General features: G+C 42.5%; 20 protein-coding genes. 7 read left to right on the top strand and 13 right to left on the bottom strand.

Features of this window, described 5'->3' with window-relative positions:
* The first annotated feature begins 105 nt into the window (after window positions 1–105).
* A complete protein-coding gene (locus OFY17_RS03035; protein ID WP_263529225.1) occupies window positions 106–447 on the top strand; it encodes a zinc ribbon domain-containing protein YjdM in 342 nt (113 codons plus the stop codon).
* 61 nt (window positions 448–508) lie between these two features.
* On the opposite strand, the gene OFY17_RS03030 is transcribed toward OFY17_RS03035, so the two are convergent.
* The 6 genes from OFY17_RS03030 to ahpC form a co-directional block, all read right to left on the bottom strand.
* On the bottom strand, window positions 509–1627 hold the full coding sequence (locus OFY17_RS03030; protein WP_263529224.1) for a siderophore-interacting protein: 1119 nt from the start codon (window positions 1625–1627) through the stop codon (window positions 509–511).
* 89 nt (window positions 1628–1716) lie between these two features.
* On the bottom strand, window positions 1717–3792 hold the full coding sequence (locus OFY17_RS03025) for a TonB-dependent receptor (RefSeq protein ID WP_263529223.1): 2076 nt from the start codon (window positions 3790–3792) through the stop codon (window positions 1717–1719).
* An 83-nt stretch (window positions 3793–3875) separates the two neighbouring features.
* Window positions 3876–5117: an MFS transporter gene (locus OFY17_RS03020; protein ID WP_263529222.1), complete on the bottom strand. Its 1242-nt coding sequence runs from the start codon at window positions 5115–5117 to the stop codon at window positions 3876–3878.
* A gap of 153 nt (window positions 5118–5270) precedes the next feature.
* Window positions 5271–6158: an AraC family transcriptional regulator gene (locus OFY17_RS03015; protein ID WP_263529221.1), complete on the bottom strand. Its 888-nt coding sequence runs from the start codon at window positions 6156–6158 to the stop codon at window positions 5271–5273.
* Window positions 6159–6340: 182 nt separating this feature from the next.
* Window positions 6341–7888 (bottom strand): alkyl hydroperoxide reductase subunit F, encoded by a 1548-nt coding sequence (ahpF, locus tag OFY17_RS03010; RefSeq protein ID WP_263529220.1) that lies wholly within the window; start codon window positions 7886–7888, stop codon window positions 6341–6343.
* 206 nt (window positions 7889–8094) lie between these two features.
* The gene (gene ahpC, locus OFY17_RS03005) at window positions 8095–8652 is read right to left on the bottom strand and encodes an alkyl hydroperoxide reductase subunit C (RefSeq protein ID WP_263529219.1); all 558 of its coding nucleotides are present in this window, start codon (window positions 8650–8652) and stop codon (window positions 8095–8097) included.
* A 340-nt stretch (window positions 8653–8992) separates the two neighbouring features.
* Between ahpC and OFY17_RS03000 the strand changes: the two genes are divergently transcribed.
* From OFY17_RS03000 to OFY17_RS02980, 5 genes are read left to right on the top strand one after another with little or no spacing between them, the layout of a single operon-like run.
* Window positions 8993–9850, top strand: a complete 858-nt coding sequence (locus OFY17_RS03000; RefSeq protein WP_263529218.1) for a MurR/RpiR family transcriptional regulator — start codon at window positions 8993–8995, stop codon at window positions 9848–9850.
* A gap of 34 nt (window positions 9851–9884) precedes the next feature.
* On the top strand, window positions 9885–11090 hold the full coding sequence (locus OFY17_RS02995; RefSeq protein WP_263529217.1) for an aspartate aminotransferase family protein: 1206 nt from the start codon (window positions 9885–9887) through the stop codon (window positions 11088–11090).
* A gap of 29 nt (window positions 11091–11119) precedes the next feature.
* Window positions 11120–12139, top strand: coding sequence for an arginine N-succinyltransferase (gene astA, locus OFY17_RS02990; RefSeq protein WP_263529215.1), 1020 nt, complete (start codon window positions 11120–11122; stop codon window positions 12137–12139).
* 33 nt (window positions 12140–12172) lie between these two features.
* Window positions 12173–13633, top strand: coding sequence for a succinylglutamate-semialdehyde dehydrogenase (astD, locus tag OFY17_RS02985; protein WP_263529214.1), 1461 nt, complete (start codon window positions 12173–12175; stop codon window positions 13631–13633).
* 34 nt (window positions 13634–13667) lie between these two features.
* Complete coding sequence (locus OFY17_RS02980) at window positions 13668–14468, top strand: DUF1338 domain-containing protein (protein ID WP_263529213.1); 801 nt, start codon at window positions 13668–13670, stop codon at window positions 14466–14468.
* A gap of 81 nt (window positions 14469–14549) precedes the next feature.
* On the opposite strand, the gene OFY17_RS02975 is transcribed toward OFY17_RS02980, so the two are convergent.
* The 5 genes from OFY17_RS02975 to OFY17_RS02955 all read right to left on the bottom strand — a co-directional run bounded on the left by OFY17_RS02975 (window position 14550) and on the right by OFY17_RS02955 (window position 19069).
* Window positions 14550–15407, bottom strand: coding sequence for a hypothetical protein (locus OFY17_RS02975; protein WP_263529212.1), 858 nt, complete (start codon window positions 15405–15407; stop codon window positions 14550–14552).
* A 73-nt stretch (window positions 15408–15480) separates the two neighbouring features.
* Window positions 15481–16653: an alcohol dehydrogenase family protein gene (locus OFY17_RS02970; RefSeq protein WP_263529211.1), complete on the bottom strand. Its 1173-nt coding sequence runs from the start codon at window positions 16651–16653 to the stop codon at window positions 15481–15483.
* A gap of 210 nt (window positions 16654–16863) precedes the next feature.
* Window positions 16864–17445 carry a YceI family protein gene (locus OFY17_RS02965; RefSeq protein ID WP_263529210.1) on the bottom strand — a complete coding sequence of 194 codons (582 nt, stop codon included), beginning with the start codon at window positions 17443–17445 and terminating at the stop codon, window positions 16864–16866.
* Window positions 17442–18011, bottom strand: coding sequence for a cytochrome b (locus tag OFY17_RS02960; RefSeq protein WP_263529209.1), 570 nt, complete (start codon window positions 18009–18011; stop codon window positions 17442–17444). The genes OFY17_RS02965 and OFY17_RS02960 overlap by 4 nt, the downstream gene beginning before the upstream one ends.
* A gap of 137 nt (window positions 18012–18148) precedes the next feature.
* Window positions 18149–19069: a LysR family transcriptional regulator gene (locus OFY17_RS02955; protein ID WP_263529208.1), complete on the bottom strand. Its 921-nt coding sequence runs from the start codon at window positions 19067–19069 to the stop codon at window positions 18149–18151.
* Window positions 19070–19253: 184 nt separating this feature from the next.
* On the opposite strand from OFY17_RS02955, the gene OFY17_RS02950 reads away from it, so the two are divergent.
* Complete coding sequence (locus OFY17_RS02950) at window positions 19254–19982, top strand: SDR family oxidoreductase (protein WP_263529207.1); 729 nt, start codon at window positions 19254–19256, stop codon at window positions 19980–19982.
* An 81-nt stretch (window positions 19983–20063) separates the two neighbouring features.
* Here the strand turns inward: OFY17_RS02950 and OFY17_RS02945 are convergent, their stop codons facing one another.
* Window positions 20064–21095 carry a succinylglutamate desuccinylase gene (locus tag OFY17_RS02945; RefSeq protein ID WP_263529206.1) on the bottom strand — a complete coding sequence of 344 codons (1032 nt, stop codon included), beginning with the start codon at window positions 21093–21095 and terminating at the stop codon, window positions 20064–20066.
* 22 nt (window positions 21096–21117) lie between these two features.
* Window positions 21118–21591 (bottom strand): Lrp/AsnC family transcriptional regulator, encoded by a 474-nt coding sequence (locus OFY17_RS02940; RefSeq protein WP_263529205.1) that lies wholly within the window; start codon window positions 21589–21591, stop codon window positions 21118–21120.
* Window positions 21592–21605: the final 14 nt, after the last annotated feature.

Raw genomic sequence — 21605 nt, 5'->3', positions numbered from 1 at the left:
TAAACATAGTGCCATTTCATTGATATCAATGAATAACCCTTGAGAAATTAAGGGTATAATGCGCGAAACTTTCCAATTCACCTTATTAAGGTAACGATAAAAACCATGAGCCTCCCTAATTGCCCACAATGTAACTCAGAATACGTTTATGAAGATCAAATGCTACTGGTCTGCCCTGAGTGTGCCTACGAATGGAACCCTAATGAAGAAGTGATTGATGAGGATGCATTAATCATTAAAGACATGAGCGGTAAGCTGCTACAAGAAGGCGATAAGGTGACTCTAGCTAAAGACTTAAAAGTTAAAGGCTCTTCTCAAGTTCTAAAAATCGGTACCAAAGCGACAATCAAGCGTCTTGTCGATGGTGACCATGATATCGACTGCAAGGTCGATGGCGCAGGTGACATGATGTTGAAATCTCAATTTGTGAAGAAACAGTCAGCATAATATATTCATAGATCAGGTATTGAATAACTAAATACCTGATCTCACCTTATTCTGATCAGCTTTATTTGTTCAACTTCCAATAAGCCTTCACGTGGTTATCTTTACCGCTTAATTGATATTCATTGCGTAAAAAATGTCGAACCTCTTTGGCAGATTTTGCTTCGCATGCACCCCAAGCTTTCTCAATTTTCCCCAATGTTTTTATAACTTCCAGTACCCTTTCTGACTGTTTTTCAGGGGGGCAAATAATTCTATGGGTAAGGTTTTCTGGTAGAGGTACGTTATCTTTGTCAAAGTAATCTCGGTCTTCCTCTTTTGAGCTGATCAAAATTACATGAGGTAATAATGGATTTGTCCACTTTTCTAAGATACCAGCTAATGCTGGGTAGGCCGTTTCATCGGCAATCAAAAGCGCTTGTCCCTCAGTTAAATGCTGATGTTTATCCGCAGACTCAGAACGACTCATAATGATGTCGCCCTCCGACAATGATTTCACCCATTTGCCGCCTGAGGTTTCCCCATGGATGAAAACATCAATACTACCCTTGTCTTCTATTCCATTATTGGGGTCACTTTTCCAAGATTTTCGTAAGGTATATAAGCGAATATCTTTATTGGCACTTTGTAATAGCTTTTCACGGTTTTTCGGCGATAGGTGTTTCATCATATAAACAAAAAAGCGGTCGAATAGTTGCTTATGCCAAGACTTACCCTGTTTATTTTTTTGGGGACTCTGGGGCACTGATTGCATCTTTTTAAGAACAAAAGCGTAAGCGTATCCGGGGTAATACTCTGGTAAAGCTGAGCTACTTCTTACATGGATACGCATGATGTTCTTGGTAATGTTCTCTGTACTGATAACCTCAAAAAAATTCTTACCATTACCACTGAAATCACGGCCTTCTTTGACGATTGCTGCATAAGCAAGATAGAGAATCTGATCTTCCAACTCGCCTTCAATTTGAAAGAACACCATCACCTGATTGGTAGCATATTCAGAGGTCACTTCAATACTCACACCTTCCTCGAATATATCTAGCACCTTTGCGGAAATCAGTTTTTGATTTCCCTTTGTATTATTTCTGGCTATGGCCAGTACTTCCTCTGGGTGATCTTGGTTAACGTGATCAATAATATCTAGCTTCTGGTCGATATTTTTAATAGCTGTGTATTCGCTCATTAAAATTCCTAAGGAGTAAATGAAAAAACACGCTTCTAAAAAAAGAACTGTGTTTTTAATGATAATCGTTTCTAAAGTTTAGCAGTGTACTACATCTTGTATATAGCGTTGATGCCGTAAGTGCGAGTTTGCCCCACTGTCGCTAAGGCACCCGTTGCTCCACTTCTATAATATACCGCATCCTCATCCATCACATTTTTGATATAAGCATTGATAGTCAGATCGCCAAAGGAATATTGAGCGCTTGTGTTAAACAAGGCAAAGCCGCCTGCTTTTTGGCTGTCTGTGTTTGCAAGGTCGGAGAAATACTCGTCTACATAGGTAGCGTCTGCACTAACAGACCAGTTTTCTCCGATATATTGAGTAAAGCCTAAACTCAAATTACTTTCTGGGGCACTAGATAGCTGGTTACCTTCATTACTTGTGTTTGACGCATATTCATTGATCTCACTTTTCAGAAGCCCTAGGCCAGCGCGAATTTCTAAGTCTTCACCAAGCCAAGTTATGGCTTCCAATTCGATTCCGTAAGTTGTGGCTGATTCCACATTGACAATTGTAAACCCAGAAAGAGCTTGATAATCCTTGTAGTCGTTGTAGAAAGCATTGGCATTCACTGTGGTGCCATTATTAAAGTCACTTTTACTACTTAATTCAAAAGACGTTACCTCTTCACTGTCAAAGGAAAAAACGTCTCCTGACGTATTTATATAAGTTCCACTGGGACTGTAGCCTTTACTTATACTGGCTCCTAATGTTGTTATTTTGGAGGTGGCGTGGGTTATAGCAAGTTTGGGTAGGGCATATGTTTCATCAATGTCTTGGTCAACTTCTGTGGTTGTGTAGAAAGAACCTGTTTTATCTATGTTTTCATTTTCCACACGTAACCCTGCGATGACTGCAGTTTTTGCTGATAAGTCATAAGAACTCTCGCCATAAATAGCCGTGGTCTCTACTTTGTAATCTGTATCAATGTTGATGACCCCTTGGGTGGCATCAATAACGGATTCTTTATTAGAGACAAATAACCCAAGAACTCCTGTCAGTTTTGAGTGAGTAGGGGTAAGAATGACGCGATTCTCTAACGAGTTTGTTTCTTGTTGAATATCATAGGTGTGTGTTGTTGTACCGCTTGCATAGCCATATCCATCAGCATAAATGTCGGAGTCAGTGTGGCTGATAATTAATGAATTCGTGATTGATGGTGTCAATTTATAAGAAACATCTATAGATGAGGTGTTTTCTGTAGAGTCTTGTACCCGTGAAAGAGCACCGCTAGAGTCTGCTATTGTCAGTGTCTGAGTTGCAATTCCTTCGCTTGTATTACTGGAAAAACTTGCATGCTCACCTTCGTTTTTTAAATGATTCAGTGTTAATTTCACAGATAGTTTTGGCGTACTTTGAGGCTCCCATAAAAGCTTGCCTCGTATATTCAAACTGTCCGATTCACTCAAATTGGGCAGATCACCGCTGTATCCACTGGTGTCGTAATTAAGCCAACCTTCACCTTCTGTTTTATCAATAGCAATACGATATGCTAATTCATCATTAATCAAACCCCCTGAAGACATGGCTGCTACATTGTATTTTAGATTTCCATTCTCATAGCTTTCCAAGCCAGCTCGTACAGCCGCTTCGCGTTCAAAGGTTGGGTCATTAGTATTGACGACTACAGCACCGCCTATAGCACTAGCGCCTTGAGTGGTTGATTGAGGGCCGCGTAATATTTCTACTTGTTTCGTATCCCATAGGCTAACAGGGGAAAAATTATAGCCGGACCAATCTTTAGTTGATCCGTCCACAACGGTTGTAACGCGAGCGCGAGCACCAGTCATTAACGCTACTCCACCTGTTGCAGCACCGCCACCAGAGACACCTCGCACAGAAACATTATCAAATGAGTCTGTGACGATATTGGGCGCTAAAGTAGCTAGCTCTTTTGCATTTTTTATTTGTCCAGAATCTAGGTCGTCAGCAGAAATTACGGTCACTGCCGTTGTAGTGTCTTTAATATCTTTATCAATTTTTTCACCGGTAATGATGATAGGTTGTAACTCAATAGCATCTGCATGAGCAGAAGAGGATATGAGTAAGCTGTTAATGCTGAGAATGGATAACGCGATAAGAGATAGTCGTACAGGAATGCGATTCATAGTTGCTTGGTTCATCGAGTGTTTGTCCTATTTATAAAGGTGATATTGTTGTTAATAATCATTTGCTATAAGTTTTAGAGAACTTAAGATAGCCATTATTAAAGTAAGCTGTGTTGTCGTGTGTATTGGGCCGTCTTGCGTTTAAGTGAGAGCACAATAAAAAAAGCTATGCAGATAGAGAGCATGGTTCCTATTGTCACAACTGTGCTGTAACCGACATGTTTTGCTATGGTCATGCTGATGCCTGAATATAGAAAGCCTAAAAGAGAGGCAAAGCTAAACTGTAAAGTGAAAAATGTTGCCTTATGATGAGTATCTGCAGCCTTATCTATGATGATGGTTGAAGTAATAACTAACAGCGCAGGGAAGCTCATAAAATGAAGAGTGACTGCAGCGTAAACCATAGTTTTATCCAATGATCCCAGCGTTAGAGGAATGACCATAGCTAAGGCAATTACTTGTAGAAGGATTGCACTAGATAGCGCTAATGCCTGTCCTATTCTTGCGATCAGAGGGGCGGCTAGCAAGGCTGATATGAGGCCGATGATAGAGCCGTAAATTTTCATAACAAATCCTATGTCACCCAGTGCCCACCCATGATCTACCAATAAAGGATTGATTAAAGAAAACCCACATGTGGAAGCAATAGGGTAAAGCGCCAGAATAGTGAACCAGCTCTTATGTTCAAGAACAAAAACCTTAATCGCGTATAGCAAGTTAGTGGGATTTTCAGGGTTGATATCGTCTTCGTCTAAATCATTTGGCTCTTGAAAGAAGATGGTTTGCAATAAAGATAAAGAGGTTAGTAAGGCAATGACCCACAATGCTCCTTGCCATTCCAGCGACGAGTAAAACATTAAGATCAATCCGCCACCTAAGATATTACCAAGCAAGTTACCTGAGAATTGAATACTGCTGGCGAGCTTACGTTTGTCTGGTGGAAAAAGCTTGCAAGATAAACCGTCAATCGAAACATCTTGAATGCTAGTAAAAAAAGCATAAAAAGCGAGACAGGTGATAATTAAGTGAAACTGACTGGAGAAGTCCATAAGCCCAGCGATCAGTAATAAAAGAGTCATGCAGGATTGTGAAATGATTAACCAACTACGGTATTTACCTTGTAAAAAGGCTTTGTATTTATCGATGAAAGGAGCGTATAACAGCTTTCCCATCATAGGTAATACAGCTAAATTCAGTAACGCTAGTTTATCTAATGCAATGCCTTGCTGACGCAAAATAGCGACAGCGGCAGATAGAATAAAGGCAATACCTATGTATTGCGTAATATAAACGCTCGCTAACATACCCCAAGGGTATTGTGCGCTTTGGCCATTTCTCATTTATGATCCTAGAATTTCACCCGATGTTAATAGGTATGATTATCATTTTATTTTAGTTGTGAGGAGGTAAAGAGTCTTTTGAATGGAGGTATGTTGCTTTTGAAAGTAGGTATTTCTATAACGCTTGAATCTGTCCGATACTTAACATTGTTATTAATGTTCAATAACGTTTTGGATTAAGAGTGATTTACGGTATTCGCTGGGAGATATGCCAGTCTCATTTTTGAACAGGGTGGCAAAATGAGCTTGGCTTTTAAAGCCAATACTATGTGCAATATGTGTGATGCTTTCCTTGCCGTTTAGTTTCTCGAGGGCAGACTCCATCCTGATTTTCTTTAGCCATTCTCGAAAGCTCATATTGGTTAAATTTTTGATATCTTGTTTAACGTAAGTGGGGTTACTGGCGGCCAAGCGAGCGACAGCGTCTAAAGACCAGTTGTCTTCTAAATGTGATTCAACATATCGCAATGTACTTTGTAAGTTGGTGAGCCTTGAGGGCAATACATCGAGGCTTTGAGAGTTTTTTTTATGCAAAAATAACGACAGTACTTCTAGTGCTTTGGCTTTGATGAAAAGCTCTCGTTCTATACCTTGAAACGTACATTGCCAAACAGCTTCACAGCAACTCAAGATATCTCTTGGGATGGGGCCAGATTCAGCCAGCCGATCTTTTCTTAGCAGCTTTGTAGATAAGCCTTTTACTTGTGGTAAAGAGTACTTATGAAATTGGTTGAGTGGCAACATGATTGAGAATGTTTGCCATGAAGTATTTTTTGCAAAATGAAGCTTGCTATTAGTAGCTTCTTCAACAGTGGCGACGATAAATTGATAGCTATAGTCACAATCTTCAAATTTATCATTATCAAACGTCTCACATCGGCACTTTCCTAGCATGGAAATATAAAGCCCGGGTGAAAAGTGGTTTTGAATTTCTGTATCTGCAGTAAAGTGATTGTTAACAATACGTACGCAACTTTGCGAACCAAAATCCAGATTCAAGTGTTCGAATGTCGGAACATTTTCAACAGCATGGCTTAACATTACAAACGCTCCTGCTTTGGATAGTTACAATAGCATTGATACTTCAGTTAAGAATCATTATCACCTATTCTTGGTTAGATTAAAAATAAAAAAACGCCTCCTAGTAAAACTAGAAGGCGTTATCAAGGAACTGCGTTGGAAAAAGAAAGGGGGTCTTATACCAACGCTAATGGTAACTAGCTTTAGTTGCGAATCAGGTAATCAAAGGCACCTAGAGCCGCTGTTGCACCGCCACCCATTGAGATAATGATTTGCTTGTATGGTGTTGTTGTCACGTCACCAGCAGCAAAGACACCTTGGATAGAGGTTTCACCGTGTGCATTAATGACGATTTCGCCACGATTAGTTAACTCTAGTGTATCTTGTAAGAATTCGCTATTTGGTACTAAGCCAATTTGTACAAAGATTCCTGCCAGCTCTACAAGGTGTGACTCATCGGTACGGCGGTCTGTGTATTTCAGACCAATGACACGCTCGCCATCGCCCAGTACCTCAGTGGTCATTGCTTCTTTGATGATAGTGACGTTAGCAAGAGATTCTGCTTTCTTCACCAATACATCATCAGCTCGTAATGTGTCACCAAATTCAAGAACTGTTACGTGTTCTACGATACCTGCAAGGTCGATAGCGGCTTCGATACCTGAGTTACCACCACCAATAACCGCCGTTTTCTTACCTTTAAACAATGGGCCGTCACAGTGTGGGCAGTAAGCAACGCCTTTACCACGGTATTCTTGCTCACCCGGAACGTTCATTTCTCTCCAGCGTGCACCCGTTGCTAAGATGACCGACTTACTCTTCAATACTGCGCCGTTTTCAAGTTCTAATTCAACGAACTCTTTTTTCTCTAAACGAACTGCTTTTTGTGTTTTCATTAAGTCTACATCGTAATCTAATACGTGCTGTTCAAGGCCTGCGACTAACTTCGGGCCATCTGTCGCTTTGACAGAGATGAAGTTCTCAATCGCCATAGTGTCGGCAACTTGACCACCGAAGCGCTCGGCAACCACACCAGTACGGATACCTTTACGAGCAGAGTAGATTGCTGCGGCTGCACCTGCAGGACCACCACCAACAACCAATACATCGTATGGATCTTTTTCAGACAAAGCAGCTGCTTGCTTATCTGCAGCACCTGTATCTACTTTGTTTAAAATCTCATCTAATGTCATGCGACCTTGGCCGAAGTGTTCGCCATTTAGGTAAACAGACGGTACCGCCATGATGTTCAGGTCATTGACTTCATCTTGGAACAAGGCGCCATCAATCATGGTCGCGGTTACTTTCGGGTTCAATACCGCCATCAGGTTCGTTGCTTGCACAATGTCTGGGCAATTGTGGCAAGAGAGGGAAATGTACACCTCGAAGTTTAATTCAGTATCTAGAGACTTAATTTGCTCTAGTAATTCTGGTGCCGCTTTTGATGGGTGACCACCAGCTTGCAACAAGGCCAAGACTAAAGATGTGAATTCGTGGCCCATTGGGATGCCTGCAAAACGCACTCGAGGTGCTTCACCTTTAGGAGCGATAGCCATTTGTGGCGCACGACCTGCTGGGTTCTCGTCTACAGTCAGTGTAATTTTGCCGCTTTCAAGCTCAGTGATTTCACGAGCTAGGCTAAGTAATTCTTGTGATTTTTCTGAACCATTTGAGGACACAGTAATTTCAATCGGATTAACGATATTCTTTAAGTATGCGCCCAGTTGCTGTTTTAAATTTGCGTCTAACATAATTTTTAACCCGTTGTATTTGTTGGTAATTCAATTAAAGTGCCGGTGAATTTCAGACATAGAAATCCCTGACCTATAAATTTAGGTCTAAGCATTTTATGTTTGAAAGGTATCTATTGGGCCTTTGTTTGCTGGCCTACATGTTTTGAGAGAGTAGGCGAGCCCAATGTTGGGTGCAGAAAGCACCCAACAAAAGGGAAGGCTTTTTAGATTTTGCCTACTAGGTCAAGAGATGGCGCAAGAGTCGCTTCACCTTCTTTCCATTTAGCTGGGCAAACTTCACCTGGGTGAGCTGCTACGTATTGAGCTGCTTTCACCTTGCGAAGAAGATCTTCAGCGTCACGGCCGATGCCTTCAGCAGTGATTTCCATTGCTTGGATAGTACCTTCTGGATCGATCAAGAAAGTAGCACGGTCTGCAAGGCCTTGACCTTCACGCATTACGTTGAAGTTGTTAGTAATGTTGCCAGTTTGGTCACCTACCATGTAGTAGTTGATTTTGCCGATAGTGTCAGAGCTGTCGTGCCAAGCTTTGTGAGTGAAGTGAGTGTCTGTAGAAACAGAGAATACTTCAACGCCTAATTTTTGTAGTTCTTCGTATTTGTCTGCAACATCACCAAGTTCAGTTGGGCATACGAAAGTGAAGTCAGCTGGGTAGAAGAAGAATACAGACCATTTGCCTAGTACGTCTTTTTCAGAGATTTCTACGAACTCGCCAGATTTGAATGCAGTTGCGTTGAATGGCTTAAGTTGAGTATTGATCATTGTGTTTCTCCTAGTAATTAACTTTGTTTAAGTTGTTAGTGCGTTTCCGATGTAAGGTATAGTAAAGAAAGGTTTCGATTTAATGAAATTGTTATTTTTTTATTTGTTGATAAAGAAAACCTATCATGCCTTTTGTGGTTAATATTTGATCTTTATTATGCTGGTCATAAAGCCACTTAATTTAACCCTCACACTCAAGCCCCCATCTACCAATAGTCACCTCATAGGAAATTTATTCCTCGTCATCTGATAAAATAATTCCAAATAAATAAAAAATTATTAATTTGACATTATATTTTTAATTTGATTTGATGTCGTTAATGATTAAAGAAGAAGCCTTATGACTATAAAAGACCGAATTGAAGAGATGTTTTCTCAACTGACAGCAACAGAGCAGCGCTTAGGGACGGCTATTTTAGCGGACTACCCGTTTGCTGGCTTGCAGCCTATTAATGAGCTTGCTGAGAAAACCAAGGTATCGCCACCTACTATTTCTCGCTTTGTTGCGAAGTTAGGGTGTGCGGGTCTTCAAGAGTTCCAACAGCTTCTGATCTCTGAGTTAAAAGAGAGTCAGCGTTCCCCTGTGGATTTAAAACGTACCAGTGCGCCAGTGGAAGGGGCTTATCTAGCGGGCTTTATGGCACGGGTTGAAGGCTTGGTGAAGCAGACAACAGAATCGATCACGGAAGCGCAATTTGAGAGAACGTGCAATCTCTTGGCAGATACGAGCCATAGGCTATTCATTATTGGTGGTCGAATGAGCGACGCCATCGCTGTGTATGCCTTTAAGCACTTCCGACAAATTCGCACTAAGGTGTACCACATACCAGCAGATCCAGAAGAGTGGCCAGAGTATCTGCTTCAGATGCAACCGAAAGATGTTTTGCTAGTGATCAACTTTAGACGTTACCAAGATAATTTATCAGACCTTGCAGAACAGGCGCGTAAGCAGCGCAGTGCGAACATTATCCTAATGACAGATCCTTGGTTGTCGCCAGTTGCCCAGTGGTCAAAGGAAGTGCTCACCTTGCCAATAAACAGTAATACGGTGTGGGATTGTTATGCACCTGCCTTTGGCGTGATGGAAGCCATTTTAACCTATGTTGCTGAGTTAGATTGGGATCGTACTAAAAACAGAATTGAGGCTTGGGATGTATCCAGAAGCCAAATCGGAAAAAATCGAAATACCAGTAAGTAAGAAAACTGAATTGAATTTTATAAGGACGAAGAAAATGACAAACAAAGTAGAACGTAGCTTATTTGATGACGTAATGGTGCCTTGTTACAACCCAATGAGCGTGATCCCTGTAGAAGGTAAAGGGTCTCGTGTATGGGATCAGGAAGGTAAGGAGTATGTCGATTTTGCTGGCGGTATTGCCGTAAGTTGCTTGGGGCATTGCCATGAAGATCTTGTTAATGCTGTGACAACGCAAGCGAATAAGCTTTGGCACCTTAGTAACGTGATGACCAATGAGCCGGCATTGCGTTTAGCTAAAAAGCTAACGGACATTTCCTTTGCTGACAAAGTGTTCTTCGCTAACTCAGGAGCTGAGGCCAATGAAGCGGCTTTGAAATTAGCTCGCCGTGTGGCAGTGGATAAATTTGGTGCGGATAAGTCAGAGATCATTGCCTTTAAAAAAGGTTTCCATGGACGTACTTTCTTCACAGTTACTGTTGGTGGTCAAGAGGCTTACTCAGATGGTTTTGGCCCTAAGCCGGGTCAAGTGACACACCTCGAGTACAATGATGTGGACGCTCTTAAAGCGCATTTCTCGGATAAAACTTGTGCCGTCATGATGGAGCCTTTGCAAGGTGAAGGCGGCATCATTTCATCTTCTCCTGAATTCATAAAAGCAGTACGTGAGTTATGTGATGAACATAACGCTCTATTGATCTTTGATGAAGTTCAAACGGGTAATGGCCGTACTGGTACTTTCTACGCTTATGAAGGCCTTGGTATCACACCTGACATCCTAACAACGGCGAAGTCATTGGGTGGTGGTTTCCCTATTGGTGCCATGTTGACGACGGATGAGTTTGCACCGCACATGAAAGTGGGAACACACGGTTCAACCTATGGTGGTAACCCATTAGCTTGTGCTGTAGCGGAAGCGGTTGTGGATGTTGTTGCCCAGCCAGAAACCTTAAAAGGTGTTAAAGAAAGAGAAGCACTGATTCGCGAAGGTTTGCAGCAGATTGATGAAAAATATGATGTGTTTAGTGAACTTCGTGGTCAAGGCTTGTTGTTAGGCGCAGTATTAAATGACCAGTGGAAAGACAGAGCCCGCGATATTTTGGTAGCGGCTGGTCAACACGGCTTGATGGTGTTGGTTGCTGGGACAAACGTGGTTCGTTTCACGCCTTCTTTGATCATTCCAATTGAAGATATTAAAGAAGGCTTGGCGCGTTTAGATAAAGCGATAGCTTCGCTTCGTTAATCTGATTAACGCCGCTAGGAGGCAGAACAATGCTTGTTGTTAGACCAATTAAACAATCCGACTACGACGCGTTAAATGTGTGTGCAGAAGAGTCTGGCTACGGCTTCACTTCTCTGCCCGTTAACGAAGAGTTGCTGAAAAATAGAATCAATCACTCTATTGAGAGCTTCGCTAAAAAAGATGTGCAAGAGCGAGAAGGTGAAGGCTATCTAATGGTGGCTTTCGACTCTGAAACGTGTGAAGTAGCGGGTACGACGGGTATTGAATCCTCGGTCGGTTGGGACATCCCTGCTTACAACTACCATATTGGTAATGTTGTTCATGTGTCCCACGAGCTTGGTATTAAGAATACGGTAAAAACCTTAACGCTGGGCAATAACTACACTGGCTGCACAGAAATTTGTACCTTGTTTTTACGACCGAATTTTCGTGGTGGTTTGAACGGAAAGCTGATGTCTAAGTGCCGATTTCTGTTTATGAAGGAGCACGAAGAACGCTTTTCGCGGTTAGTTATCGCTGAAATGCGTGGTGTTTCTAATGCAGAAGGTAAGTCTCCGTTTTGGCAGTGGCTACAGGAAAACTTCTTCTCCATTGATTTTACCCAAGCCGATTATCTGATGGGTATTGGTAAGAAAGGCTTTGTTGCGGATTTAATGCCGAAATTGCCTATTTATGTGAACTTGTTGAGTAAAGAAGCCCAAGCGGTGATTGGTCAAGTGCATCAAAAAACAGTCCCCGCGTTGAAGTTGCTAGAGAAAGAGGGCTTCACTTGTCGAGGTTATGTGGACATTTTTGATGCGGGTCCAACTGTTGAGTGCGACATACGCAATATCTCGTCAATCAGGAACTCGTTTCGTGCTCGTGTTGAGATTGGTGAACATGCATCGACAGAAAATTATTTGATTGCCAATACCTCTTGTGAAGACTTCCGTGCTGTTGCACAACCTGCGTCTTACAACAAAGAGACTCAAACTGTGGTGGTGTCAAAAGACGCTGCCGATGCTTTACAGGTAAACGCAGGTGAATTCGTGCGCATGCTTTCTATTTAGGTCAGGGCGCTAATAAATACTATAGGAATGATTATGAAAACTCAGTGGATATCAGGACAGTGGGTAGCTGGTGAAGGTGAAGCGATGGCTTCAACTAGCCCATACGACAGCAAGGTGATTTGGCAGGGCACAAGTGCCACCTCTGCACAGGTGGAAGAAGCCGTTACGACAGCACGGGATGCTTTGGTTGAATGGAGAAAAACCTCTTTTAAACAGCGTGAAAATATCATTCTCGCGTTTGCAGAAATCGCCAAAGAAAATGGTGATGAGATCGCCCGTATCATTTCACAAGAAACAGGTAAGCCTTTCTGGGAAACAAAAACAGAAGCGGCTGCTGTCGTTGGTAAGGTTGCCGTTTCTATTAAGGCTTACCATGAAAGAACAGGTGAGAAACAACGTGAAGCAGCAGGCAACAAGATCGTTTTGAGACATCGCCCGCTTGGCGTAATGGCGATTTTCGGTCCTTACAACTTCCCTGCCCATTTACCGAATGGACATATGATTCCTGCTCTATTAGCCGGCAACACTATTGTCTATAAACCTTCTGAGCAGACTCCAGCGATTGCCGAATTCATGATGACACTTTGGCAGAAAACGGGTATTCCTGATGGCGTCATTAACTTAGTTCAAGGCGCAAAAGAAACCGGTATCGCGCTTGCTGAGTCAAAAGGCATTGATGGATTGCTGTTTACGGGAAGTGCTAACACAGGTCATATCTTGCACCGTCAGTTTGCTGGTCAGCCGGGTAAAATGCTTGCCCTAGAAATGGGGGGTAATAACCCTATGGTCGTTTCAGAAAACTACGGTGATCTTGATGCTGCTGCTTACACCATTATACAGTCTGCCTACATGAGTGCTGGCCAACGTTGTACTTGTGCTCGCAGGCTATTTGTTCCTGCGGGTGAGCAAGGTGATGCTTTGCTAAATAAACTGACTCAAAGTATCGCTAAGATGAAAATGGATGAACCATTTGCTGAGCCTGCACCTTTCATGGGGCCGCAGATTTCTATTCAAGCCGCTCAAGGCATTTTGAACGCTCAAACCAATCTATTGTCGCTTGGCGCAAGCGGCATTGTTGAAGCAAAAAATACTCAGCATGCCTTTGTTACTCCGGGCTTGATTGATGTGACCAATGTTGCAGAACTGCCAGATGAAGAATACTTCGGGCCACTGTTACAGGTGATTCGTTACCAAGGTTTGGATAACGCGATTAAGCAAGCAAACGATACTTGCTTTGGCTTATCCGCAGGTCTTCTATCCACAAATGATGCCGAGTGGGATGAGTTTGTAGAAAACATTCGCGCTGGCATAGTAAACCGTAATCGTCCTTTGACAGGCGCAAGTGGTGATGCACCTTTTGGCGGCCCTGGAGCGTCCGGAAACCTACGTCCGAGTGCATATTATGCAGCGGACTATTGTGCTTACCCTATGGCTTCGATTGAAGGCAGTGAAGCATTGTTCCCAGAAACCTTAACCCCCGGGATTGAGTGGTAAGCCGTTTAAGTGGTTGTTCAACTGAGAGGTATTTATGCAAGCATCTGAATTTTTTGATTTTCTGTGGCAGAACTACATTGAAGTGACGCCTCAAGCGGAGCAGATACAAGAAATGTTCAAGGGGAATGGCGAAGAGGTGATTAACGACCATGTCGCTTTTCGTACTTTCGCTCATTCACCTGTTTCGTTAGCAAAGCTAGAGCCACAACTGGAAAGTATGGGCTATGTGGCCTATGGCGCTTTTCGGTTTGAGGCTAAACATCTTGTGGCAAGATGTTATAAGCATGCTGACCCATTGTTACCCAAGATTTTTCTATCAGAGTTGTTAACGGAAGAGCTGCCACAAAACTGCCAAGACATTATTGGTAAGTTGGTTGCTGAAATCCCAGAAGATGCGGTGCAATCGCCAGCTATCTTTTGGGCGAAGCGACTATGGAATACGGTGAGTTCAGAGGACTATGAGACTCTACTTGAGCACAGTGAATACGCTGCTTGGCTAGCAACTATGGGTCTTCAGGCGAACCATTTCACAGTGAGCATTAATCAACTGAATAACTTTACGAGTATCGAGGAAGTCAATCAGCTGCTTTTAGATGAAGGCTATACTTTGAATGAAGTGGGTGGCTTAGTAAAAGGTTCACCGACTTTGTTCTTAGAGCAATCTTCTACTATGGCGGATAAGATGTCTTTCACCTTTGCGGATGGTAAAGAGAAAACCATTTCCACTTGTTTCTATGAATTTGCCCGCCGCCATGAGATGCCAAATGGCGAGTTATTTGATAGTTTCATTGAAGGTAATGCGGATAAGATTTTTGACTCTACTAACGTTCAATAAAGTCGTTAGTTAGCGTTTTAAAATGCCAATCTTTTATGTAAAAGGTTGGCATTTTTTATCGCTATAAAAGTGTGGCTAGATCTATAAATCCATAATGTGTGGTGCCATGAAGAAAGGTATGTAAAGCACCCAAATTATTAAGAGTACATGCAATACATCGTTCTCAGAGAACCAAATTCCTTTCGCCCATAATTTGTTAGTAATATCGGCTTTGTAATACAGCCAATAGCCCAACATAGTAATAATTAATCCTGCCCAGCAACCTAATAAGGTTAAGTCCATTAGGTTTGGATTTTGCCAGTAACTCCAAGTGTTTAAAGCAATAAAGAAGATCACGATTGGAGTGGATACCTGCACCATAAACTCAAAAGTAATGAGCCATTTTATGGGCATGATAGCGCCATAAAGTACCAACAAAGTGTAGAGAATACTTAGTCCAATGGCGACTAGGATGAGCAGATCCAGTAGCCAGCCGCTGGTGTTAGAGTAGGCCACTGCGACCAGCATGACATTCATACTGACTTGTTGAAAAATAAGATAAATAACTTCCCACCAACTGGTCCAAACTGCTTTAGGTCGACCCTGACACTTGAGCTGAAAGCCAAAGGCTTGATAGCTAGTGCCAGCGATAATAGCGCCTAGGCCCCATAACACGAGAGACCAACCCCATAAGTGGCGGGACATTTGCCCTTCAGCAATAACAAAAAAGTAACCGCCAATCAGGGTGGTTAAAATACCCAATAGGTATACCCAAAAACTGGAGCTTGGCTGTGTGATGAAAACGGATTTGGAACCAAATTGATAACGTCGGCATGGCTGAACTTCTTGCCAGCGCGCTTCATCCATCGTTGGGTCACTATGGGGGATAGTTTCAAGGCGCCTTAAAGCTGCCTTGTTTAAAGGGGGAAGGTTTAGAGGAGGAAGGTTAAATAGACTCATAATCTCTCAAAAATACAGCCCCAGATGCCAAAGCAATCTGGGGCTGTTAGTTATCTGTAATTAAAAGGAAAGCTTAAGCAAGGCCATCGATATAGGCTTTTTGAGTGTCCGTCAGTTCTGGCGGAAGCAGCACAAACTTACCAACGTGCTTTTTCTTGGTGAATTCTTCTTGCGCTGTAGCAATCTCTTCAAGAGGGAAAGTCTTTGCTAATAGAGGTTTGATTTTACCTTGCTCAATGTATTTCACTAGGTCAGGGAAAGCGGGTTCATCCCAAGCGGTGCTACCGAATAGAGTTAAATCTTTTAAGTAGAAGCTGCGCATATCAAGGCTGACGATTGGGCCTGCAATGGCACCAGAAGAGGCATAACGACCACCACGCTTTAGCACTTCGATAATTTGACTGAAAGCTTCACCAGCTACATTGTCTACCGCCACATCCATGGATTTTGCACCAAGTACTTCAACTAGGTCTTCATCACGAGCGACCACGAAATCAGCACCAATGGCTTTTACTTGGTCGAATTTATCGCGACCACAAATAGCGGTTACTGTAGCACCACGACATTTTGCCAATTGAATTGTGGCAGAACCTACGCCACCAGATGCACCGGCAACAAGAACATGGTCATTCGCAGTAACATTGGCACGATGCAACATGGTTTCTGCTGTACCGTAAGCACAAGGAATGGTGCCGAGTTCCGCATCTGTCCAATCGCAATCTACAGGAAAGACTTCGCTTGCTGGAATACGAACAAACTGAGCGAATGCGCCGTCATAGTCGGAAGCCATCCAAACGTTTTCTTTAGAATCCCAACCTTCAGTACGAGAACAGGCACGAATAAGAGCACGTTTCCCCATTAATGCTTGGTCTGCATTTGGACCTACCGCTACTACACGACCACAGCAATCCGTCCCTTGAATGAAAGGGAAGGGGGTTGCTTCATTCCAGCCACCGTCTGCCTTTTGGCGACCGCGTTCCTCTTCGTCTCCATCTAAGCCTTCAGTTCCGGTTGTGACAGAGGCAGAATACCAACCCATACGAGTATTAATTTCAGTGTTATTTACACCCGCAGCAAGAACCTGCATAAGCACCTCACCTTCTTCCAAAGTAGGAATAGGCACGTCTTTGTATTCCAGCTTATCGTAGCCACCGTTTCCCGTTGTGATAACGGCTTTCATAGTGGTGCTTTTGTCATTCACGTCAAAACGCTGCTTATCATTGAGAGTTGGGGCTTTAAAGGTCATAGGATTACCTGAGAAGAATAAATGTGTGGGATATTGAATGCGCTAATGCATCCCATAACTGAATTTGAATAGGAGTGTAAAGGAGCGCTGAACGCTTATCAAATACTGTGTTATGAAACGGCTTTATTATCTGAATTTAAATGGTAAATAAAAAAGGGAGCACTCTCGGTGCTCCCTTTTTAAACAAGTGATGCGTTTAAGCAAGTGATGTTATTTTTTGGTAATACCTTCAAAAAACATGTTCACAGTGAAGTCATTGGTGCCGATACGCTTGCCATTGATATTGAAATCATCAAACTCAAGATCAACAGAGCCTTCGAATCCTGCGCGGTAATCACCCCAAGGCGAATCACCTTCACCAATTAACACAGCATCAAAGCTGATCGGCTTAGTAACGCCATGAAGAGTGAGGTCACCATTCACTTTTACTTTGCCATCGCCCATGTCGGCAATGCTAGTACTTTTGAACATTGCTGTTGGGTATTTAGACGCATCTAAGAAGTCTGACCCTGTAATGTGCTTATCGCGTTTAGCATGGTTGGAATCGAAGCTTTGCGTATTGATGGTCACTTCAACACTAGAGTCATTAATATTGGCTTTGTCGTAGTCAAAAGAGCCAGAAAAGTCATTAAAACGACCTTTTACCCAGCTCACGCCAATGTGTTTTACCTGAACGTCAATTTGAGCATGGGCACCTTTTGAAGCATCGTCGATGACGTAAGTAGCGGCACTTACTAAACTGCTGGATGCTATGGCGAGGGACAGTAATGTACCTTTTACTAAATTTTTCATTTCTTCTCCTTGATTCCTAACATATTTTTTAGGGTTGAGTCTTTATCTATGAAATGGTGCTTGAGCGCAGCCACCGTGTGCAGTACCACTAAGCCAATAAGAGCAAAAGCGGCATAATAATGAACTTCACCAGCGTAAGTGGCTTGGTTCTCAAAGAAGTCGTCTGGTCCGGGTATCAAAAACCAATCGAATATTTGAATACCTTGGCCGCCGGCATAACTGATGAGTAGGCCAGATAACAAAATGACGAATAACAATAAATACAGAGCTTTATGGGCGAGGTGACTGGCTGTATTGATAAAGGCGGTATTGGTTTTTGGAGGTTTAGGTACTTTATTGAATAGCCGCCATACAACGCGGAAAAGCATGAGAGCCAACACAAGTATGCCAACGGCCTCATGTATTTGCGGCGCTAATGTATAAAAAGAGTCGTAGTAACCTAGGTCCATCATATATAGGCCTAAAGCAAACAAACCTATGATGGGAAGCGCTAACCCCCAATGTAGAATGATGACCACCCAGCCCCATTGAGAATCGGTATTTTTATAATTTTTGATTAAACGCATGAATCACCAACATGTCCCTTCTTGATGAATGAAACTGTAATAGATGATCCGACCAATAGTTAAGAGAGGAGTTCCCAAAAATGTACTTATCCTTAATTGATTCTTTTTTTGTCCTCATCATGGCGCTTAAACAACAGCTATTTTAATGTGAATACGGCTTGTAAGTGCTCTAAAAGAGCCTCCCATATACAGCTAGATGCTCTGGTTCGATAGTTTCTTCCAAGACAGACTAGATTAATTGGCAGGCTGTCTGTGTATTGCCATTTTGTCAGTACAGGAACCAATGAGCCGTTGGCTATATCATCGCGAATTAAGATAGGATCTATCATCATTATCCCCATGCCCAAGCGAGACATTTCAACTAAGGCTCGGCTGCTGTCTGTGGCGAGTTGATTCTTGATTTTGACCTTATGTACTTCGCCAGTAGGCGATTTAAAAGGCCAATGGTCTAAGGTGACGTTTTTATTTTTGAAGACTAAGCAGTCGTGCTCTACCAAATCTTCGGGTGTTTTCGGGTACCCGTTTTTTTGTAGATAAGCTGGACTGGCGTACCAACCCCAATGCTTTTCACCGATTTTTCTGGCGACTAACGAAGAGTCGGGTAAGTGACCGATACGTATCGCAATGTCGATTTCTTGCTCAATGAGATCCACATAGTCGTCACTTAAAAATAACTCTAATGAAACGTCTGGGTATAAGTCTCGTAGCTCTTGTAAAAAGGGCAGAAGAAAGTGTTCTCCTATAAGGGTTGAGCTGCTAATACGAACTCTACCGGAAGGACTTGTCTCATGTTTTTCAACCACTTGCTGTGACGCTTCAACGACCTGATGTAAGGATTCTGAGGCAGCTAACAAATCTCTGCCTGCTTCTGTTAGGTTCAGCTTTCTTGTACTTCGTTGAATGAGACGTTGACCAACATGTTGTTCTAGTTGCTGAATTTTTTTACTGACAGAAGAGCGCGGTAAACCATATTTCGTCGCAGTGGCTTGGAAACTGCCTAGCTTGGCAATACTTTGAAAAAGATAAAGGTGAAATAAGTGATTGTGCAGTGAATCCATAACAAGGTTACCAATAAAGTAAGTCTAAGGTGTTTCTGCAAGCATAGCGCAAAAAAGGTCGCTCTATTGTTTCTATAAAAGAAATTTTAAGTTAGTTAATTGGTGTCTTATTAGAATCAGTTGAGGCTATTAAGCTTTCTTCCAAATAGGGCAATCAGGCCCCATTATCTTGGGAGATGAGAGAATGAAAACTAAGACTTTTTTAATAACGGGTGCTACTTCAGGCATAGGCTATGAAGCAGCAAAACAAGCGGTAGCCTTGGGTCACACTGTGATTATTACTGGTAGAACGCAAGACAAACTCGATGCTGTGTCGGCTGAGCTTGGGGTGAAGGCTTATTTGGCAGACAGTGCCGATTTGTCGGCACAGTTTGATTTAGGAGAAAAACTCAAGAAGGACAAGGTCACGTTAGATGGTTTAGTACTGAATGCGGGCGTTTTTTACCCCAGCTCCTTTGTAGAGGAAACGCCAGAGCAGTTTGATCAGTCTTTTGCGATTAATACCAAGGGGCCATTTTTCACTTTACAGGCGCTACTGCCTTGCTTGGCGAAACCTGCCAGTGTCGTTTTCACCTCTTCGATAGCCGTTCATAAAGGCTTTGTTGGAGGAGCGGTTTATTCTGCAACTAAGGCCGCTTTTGAAGGTATGGTTCGTACTTTGAATCTGGAACTGGCGGATTTGGGTATTCGTGTGAACTCTATTCGCCCCGGTATCACTGCAACAGAAATTCAAGCCAAAGCTGGTATGACGAAAGAACAAGAGCAGGCGCTGTTTGATAGTTTACAGACAACACCTGTTGGTCGAGAATTAGTTTCTGATGACCATACGGGCGCTATCTTGTACCTGCTAGACGATGCATCCAGTGCGTTACGTAATGCAGTGATAGAAGTAGATGGTGGTTATTGCCTTTAAGTTATTGTCTTTAAATAGTTATCTCAAATCTTAAGCCCCAACCGTATCATGGGTTGGGGCTGTATTTATTGAGTGTATGTACTAGCTGTTAGGCAAACTAAATTCTAGATAATCATCATTAAAACAGGCATTTACTTCGGTCACCATGAGGGCTGCACGGCTGCCAAGAGCCACATCTTTATTAGGGAAAACGACAGCTTCGTATTCTTGTTTCACCGTCAGAGTTGTTTCACCATCATGGCCTAGTTCATCCCCTTTATAAAAGCGGGTGAAGTTTTTCACTTTCGCATCAAAAGTGAAGTCGAAGTCTTCCTGAGTTCTGGTGAGGGTTTGGCAAACACCATAAATAATACTTTTAGACGTCGCTTCGATAGTGTCTAGCTGGCCACATAGTAATGCTCTTAATGCCAAGTTAAATCCATCCACCAATGATAAATCATTTTCTCCTAAAGGAGACACTTGCCCTAGCTCAACGGTAAGTGCTTGAGCATTATGGGTGTTAGCGCTGAAACAACTGAAAGTATTGGTTTTGCCTTGGGACAATAGAACTGCGTCAAGTTGTGCTTTATCAATAAAAGAAAATAATTCTCTTGAGCGTGTTTTTGTAAGGGTGTGGGGTGATACTGCAAAGGTAAAATGTTCAGATTTACGAATGGCGCAATGCAAGTCTAAATGCCAGCGTTGTGATTCTGGGGTAGGAGCAAAAAAAGCGCTCACGTCAGCCATCAGCTCTTTCGCTATGTCCACTTCTACACTCTCTCCTGCAACCTCTTTATAAAACAGGCGATTAAGGTTTTCATCAAGAAATCGGGTTTTATTATTAATGGCTTTTGGGTACGCCAAGATAAATAAGCAGCGCTCTTTTATTTCAAATGTCCCTGCCAGAATGTCATTAACAATGGCATCGACTAATTCTAATGGTGTTGTCTCATTGCCATGCACTCCAGCAGAAATAACGATGGATTTTGTCGCTTCGTTTACTTCGCTTGGTGTTACTTCCAACACACCACGTCTGATTAGTTTTAACTGGCCACCTGCGACTGCTTTTGTTGCAGCGGTTGGCATTTCAGTTGTTAGGTCCAATGTGTCGAATAAAAAGGATTGTTTAAACAAGAGTGTAACCTTCCATAAATTTCTAATTTAAAGTGTCTAAATCCACGTTAGTAAAAGGCTTATTTTCTTCCATAACCACATAACTATTGATGGTCGCTAAATAGTTAGGATTACTAATGAGTTGATCATTAATAGCTAGGTAAGCAGGCATATCACGGCAGACAATTTTTAGGATGAAGTCGCATTCACCACTGACCGTATAGTACTCAACTATCTCTGGAATAGAGGCCACCGCTTCTTTAAAAGCCAAAAACTCTTGATGGGTATGGTTTTTCAAATGTACGCCAGCAATACAGGTCACAAATCGGCAGACCTTATGTAAATCCACTCGTGCGTGATAATTGCTGATGATGCCTTCTTCTTCGAGATGTCGAAGACGCAATAAGCAAGAGCTTGGCGCCAAGTCTACCTGACGCGCCAGTTCTTGATTGGTAAGCCTGCCATCCTTTTGCAGTATGTCTAAAATTTTATAATCGATGTGGTCGAGCTTTTTCATTTTAAGACCCTTTA

Source organism: Marinomonas sargassi (genome assembly GCF_025716875.1).
GTDB classification, from domain to species: Bacteria; Pseudomonadota; Gammaproteobacteria; order Pseudomonadales; family Marinomonadaceae; genus Marinomonas; species Marinomonas sargassi.
This window is presented reverse-complemented; position numbering and strand designations above follow the sequence as displayed.